This is a genomic window from Leptolyngbya sp. FACHB-711 (assembly GCF_014695615.1).
Taxonomy (GTDB): domain Bacteria; phylum Cyanobacteriota; class Cyanobacteriia; order Elainellales; family Elainellaceae; genus Leptolyngbya_A.
In genome coordinates, this window is the sequence record NZ_JACJOR010000432.1 from 1 (window position 1) to 5414 (window position 5414).

General features: G+C 52.6%; 3 protein-coding genes and 1 pseudogene. All 4 read right to left on the reverse strand.

The window, feature by feature from the left end:
* A pseudogene (sat, locus tag H6F80_RS19190) lies at positions 1-740 on the reverse strand (sulfate adenylyltransferase); the annotation flags it as partial.
* Between the two features lie 255 nt (positions 741-995).
* On the reverse strand, positions 996-2786 hold the full coding sequence (locus H6F80_RS19195; RefSeq protein WP_190793129.1) for an FAD-dependent oxidoreductase: 1791 nt from the start codon (positions 2784-2786) through the stop codon (positions 996-998).
* Positions 2787-2995: 209 nt separating this feature from the next.
* The gene (locus tag H6F80_RS19200) at positions 2996-3310 is read right to left on the reverse strand and encodes a DUF3493 domain-containing protein (RefSeq protein ID WP_190793130.1); all 315 of its coding nucleotides are present in this window, start codon (positions 3308-3310) and stop codon (positions 2996-2998) included.
* A gap of 142 nt (positions 3311-3452) precedes the next feature.
* Entirely contained in the window at positions 3453-5111 is a 1659-nt protein-coding gene (locus H6F80_RS19205; RefSeq protein ID WP_190793131.1) for a serine/threonine-protein kinase, read from the reverse strand.
* Positions 5112-5414: the final 303 nt, after the last annotated feature.

Below are 5414 nucleotides of genomic sequence, written 5' to 3' on the forward strand. Positions count from 1 at the left end.
ATGATCTCGTAGCAGCGCATCCGCACATCGGCTGCAATGTCGTCTTCCTTAGTCGCGCCCACCAGGGGATGCAGAAATAGCCCGTCTACGGTTTCCATCGCACATTTAATAATGTATTCGTGAGCGCGGTGGATCGGGTTGCGGGTTTGAAAACCGACGACCGTCTTCCAGCCCTTTTCCTGAAACATCTGGCGCGAGACTGCCGGATCAACTTGGTAGGCGGGGAAGAGCGGATGGGCATCGCGCTCTAGCAGCCAGACAGAACCAGCCAAATTGATATTGCCCTGCTGATAAACGACTTTCACGCCGGGGTGCTTTTCGTCGTCGGTGCGGTAGACGTTGACGGCTTCCTTCACTTTGTCATAGGTGTATTTGTGCGTTAGCTCCAGAACCCCTACAAAGCGACCGTTCGGGTCATCCAGGCGAATCAGTGTGCCTTCACGCAGCGGCTCTGCAACTTCCTCGCTCACCGATAGCGTAATCGGAATCGACCAGGGCAACCCATTCGATAGATACATACTACTGACCACCGATTCGTAGTCTTCTCGCTCCAAGAATCCATTGAGCGGGCTAAATCCACCGATCGCAATCATGACCAGGTCAGAAGTTGTCCGCACATCCATTTGCACTCGCTGCAATGAATCTGCCATTGCCAGAAATTCTTGTCGCTGGTCAGGGGTTGCAATGCGATTAATAAGCTGTCCGCCATGTGGCGCGATTCCTGCGGCTTGTTGAGTCAACGTCTTGCCCTCTCTACAACAATAATGACTGAACTAAAATGACGAAACTAAAGGTACGAAACTAGAAGCACTAAGCCAGAATGAACGACTCTGGCCGCAATTCTTAAGTAATGTTGAAGCTCTTCCTAGTATATCTATCGAGGTAGCATCTCTCGACAGCAGACCTACAGACGGCTTTTCCCAGGTCAAGCGGTTGCCTCAAGTGCTAGGAATTGAATGAACAGTTTTCCGATCGAATTACTCAAAAATTAAGTTTTATCTTACCTCGATCGCTTCCACCAGGAGCCACTGTCCCGATCGGTTTAATCTTGCGGTTACGGTCAGCGTTTGTCCTGTTTGATAGGTCTGAAACTGGCGATCAACTGTGGCATCGAGGGTCACCAGGCTCAAGGCTTCCAGACAGGAATCGATCGGACGATCGAGATAAAGCTGATAGTCCTGATCGCCTCGGCGTTCAAAGGTTCCCTGATATGATTTGCTGAATTTTGTGGCAACGCTCTTATGCAAAGAGGATGGCTGCACTAGTCGTTGAGCGATGCCATCGATCGGATAGTCCTGAGGATGGGCAAGAAAATGCTGCTGGCAGTCGAGCCAGTCCGGGTCATGCGGAGTCACGTTAAACAGCGGAATGACCGCAGCGGGGGCGATCGGATCTTGCAGCAGGGCGTTTTGCAGGTTGCGCACAGAGAGTTCTCGCGGCTGACAGCGACGCTGTACACAGAGGGCTGCTGCTGCTCCTGCGGCTTGTCCAATGCCTAGTACAACAGGCTGAAGTCGGGTTGCTCCGTTGGCAATATGAGACACAGAAATATTTTTCTCGCAAACCAGCAGACCCTCGATCGCTGCCGGAACCAAACAGCGATAAGGCAGCGAAAAAGGCGTTCCCGTCCAGCGTCCACCCCAGCGCAGCGACTTCGGTTTCAGGGGCAGGGTGTCGCCCGGATAGTGATGATCATTGGCATAGTTGCCGATCGCGATCGAGTCCACTAATCCCTCTGGATTCAAGGGCAGAGCCGCAACCTGTCCGCCAGTAACAGGCAAAATATCTGGTTCGCAGACTGTTGCCAACCCGCGTAGTCGCCGACTTTCCCGGTAATAGGGATGCAGGGCAAAAGCTCCTCCGCCAATCTGTCCTGACCCAGCAGAGGGAAAACTGTCTGTCGCTAAGCCATATCGACTTCCCAACTCTCTTTGCAGGAAATGAGCATAGCCCTGTGCGTGCCACAACGCGTCCTGGAGCCATTCTTGCCGTGCTGCCGCAGATTCTACCAGCCGATCGAGCCGTATACCGTAATCGTTGCCCTGCTGCGGAAAGTTGAGCATAAAGCGATTTCCCGGCAGACGACCGTAGTTGAGAAACATTGCTGCACCGTAGCCTTCCCAGGTTCCCTGAAAGCGATCGGCACTGTAGCTAGGTGGAGCCGGAATGATTTCTGAGCAGTCTGTGCCAAAGTCCTGCATGAGAAAGACCCAGGTAGGAGCTTGAATCGGAAAGCGATCAGTTAAGGGGGTTGCAGCGACGGGTGCGCTGGGTTCACCGAATTCGCTTTGCCACTCCCAGCCCCACCGATAAGGGACTTCTGCCAGTGCCAGCAAATCGCCTAGCTCTGTACCGTCAATTATGATGTCTGCTGCGATCGTCCAATTGTCAAACTGAACTTCTGTAATGCGATTCTCCTGTCGAATCACGGTGCGAGGTGTTTGACCCGTAATCCAGTGAAGGTTAGGCAACTGCCGCACCCAGTCGGCAAAAATGGTGGCTCCAATGCGCGGCTCATAGGTAAAAAAGCTGACCCAGGCATGATCGAGTCCTTCGGGCTGACGCTGTTCCAGTTCACGCAAGAACGCGCCCCATAGCCCCGTTTGAAACGACAGCAGCTCATTACCATCAGGTGCAGCGACCCCGGCAGCGGTCAGCATTCCTCCCAGCCACTCAAACTCACTCACTAACACCGTTTGCGCTCCGGTTCTTGCCGCCTGAATTGCCGCCGCAATGCCGCCAGTACCGCCGCCAACAACCAACACTTCAGTTTTGTGCTGCTGCATACTTTATCGATAAACTCGTCTTGCCCTCCCAACAGTAAAGCAAAACGCAAAAGCAAAACGCCAGCCATTATGGAACTGGGCTGACGCTTTACCTTAGGTATTCACAGGGATTTATCGTTAAGGTCTTTATCCGGGCTGACCTCATTTGAATCATCATTAGTGTGACAGGAGTTCTCCTACTTTTGGTAGATTTTAAGGTTTCCTTAATTTCAAGATTTTGACTTGCGGGTAGCCCGCTGCTCCAGCCGATACAGCCAGACCATCAAGGCAATGATGCCCACCTGAAGCGCAAAATTAGGAAACGCCGCCGCCACGTCTCGTCCGGCAAGTAACTGTGTCAGAAAGATAAATGCGCCAATAAAGCCAGAAGCTCCACAGCCAACATAGATAAACTGTCTTAGTCCGCGATAAGGAGTTTGCAGCTCTGCTTTGAGCTGAGCATATTTTTCAGGATCAAGGTTAGAAGGCTGGGAGCGAGTTGTTCGCTTCGGAGAAGATGATTTTGGAGAAGGGGAATCAGGCATGGTTGAAGCAAGAATAGGCAGGACAGGCGAGCCAGTGACAGAACATCGACAGCAATGGATGCTGTAAAGGGTTGTCAGTGAAGTAAAAGGTTGTCAATGAAAAAGGAAGGCTTTTCTGCCAACCTATCATTTTTCTAGCGATCTACCACAAGCCGCGTTTACCGCTGGGGTGAATTGTTGCCCAATTCGTGCGTGCGGTTGCCAACTGCTCATCTGTAATTTTTGCGCCTGTCAGGTCTGCTCCACATAGATTGGCTCCCCGCAGGTTGGCATTGCTGAGATAGGCATAGCTCAAATCTGTGCCGCGCAGGTCTGCCCCACCCAAATCTGCATGGCTCATGTATGCCCGTGCGAAGTTTGCGTTGCGGCAGGTTGCCTGGGTCAGGCTGGCATAGCCAAAATCTGCGTTAAAGAGATTTGCGCCCTGTAGATTGGTCTTACACAGCTTCGCGTTATGAAAGTTTGCGCCAGACAGCTCAGCTTTGGGCAGATGCAGCAGACTCAGATCATACGAAGTAAAGTCTCGCTTGCCCTTCGCGTAGGCGATCGCCAAATCCTCAGCATTGAGCTTTTGCACAATCCCCGCGGGCCGATCTTCTGCTGCCCTGCCGCCTGATTTCGAATGAGGAATGCCATCGGTTCGATTGGATGCTCCTCGACGTATCGGAGAACCGGGCTGAAGCTGAGTCAAGTCTGAGCGAGAATTTTCAGACTTTGCCTGTCTTGCCCGAATCGCAGCTGCCATCCGTGCCGAAGGCGAAGAGGGAGAGGAATGCATTATCGCCTCATCTGCGCCCCTGCCGTCTGTCCGGTTCCCGGAAAATTGCCAGTCTCCCGAACCTGATCCGGTCGAACGCGTGCGGTTGGGCTGGCTGACCATGCCCCGCGCCAGACTGTCCAGATAGGGCTCCAAATCTAATGCCCGTAAAACTTCGGTTGCATTTTGATAGCGATGACGTACCGACACGTCCAGCATTTTTTGCAGCACTTCGGCAAAGTGTTCGCTGACGTGAACAAGCTGCCGCCACATAATTTCGCCCGTTGCCGGGTCGTATTCCATGTCCTTAGGAGATTTACTGGTAAGCAGATAGAGGCAAGTCACCCCCAGCGCATAGATATCGCTGGCATAAACCGGGCGCATTGCCATTTGCTCTGGTGGCGCATAGCCAGGAGTGCCGATCGCATACTGAGTCAGAGCCGTATTTTCTGAAGCGTTTGCGCTGGCTGGATTCACCTGATCTTTCACTGCGCCAAAGTCGATCAGCACCAGTTTTTTGTCCTGCGATCGGCGAATCAAGTTAGCGGGCTTGATATCCCGGTGAATGACCTGCTGACTGTGGATATATTGCAGCATGGGCAGCACTTCGCTGAGAAATTGCTTTACCCCTGCCTCACTAAACGGACCCGATCGTTTGACTTCTTGCTGGAGCGTGGAGCCGCTAATGTATTCCTGAACTAGATAAAACTCTTGATTTGCCTCGAAGTAGTCGAGCAGACGCGGCACTTGAGGATGACTGCCGACTTTCCCCAGTGTGCTAGCTTCCCGTTGAAACAGCACCCGCGCCATCTGCATTACCTGCACTGAGGTCGAAGCGGGTCGAAGCTGCTTAATCACGCAGTAGGGATTGCCTGGGAGCGACTCGTCTTTTGCCAGAAACGTTGCGCCAAACCCACCCTGCCCCAGCGCATGTACGACTCGATAGCGATCGCGCAGAAGCAGCTTTGCACCACACGCCTGACATAGCTCCGTATGGGTTAAGTTTTCGGGATGAGGACAGGCTGAATTTAAGCAGTAGCTCATGCGGCATCACTCGCTGTATCAATCGCCAGGTGTCGCGGTCATAACGATGAGACTCGGTTTACACCCTAGTATCATTATCTTTCTAACGGGTTTTGGAAAGAGTGACAGACTTGCGGAAAACAATTTAAGAGTTACTAAAGTTACAATGCCTCATCTTAAAGTCCCCGTGAACCCCCTGCCATACTTGAGGGGTCAGACCCATCAGCATCAGTTCGGTTTGCTGCGGCAGATAGGGCAGCCTCAAATCGTCTTCTCTGTTGTTGCCCCTTCCCCTTGAGCTTCCCCCTTTGGTTTCTGGCGAAG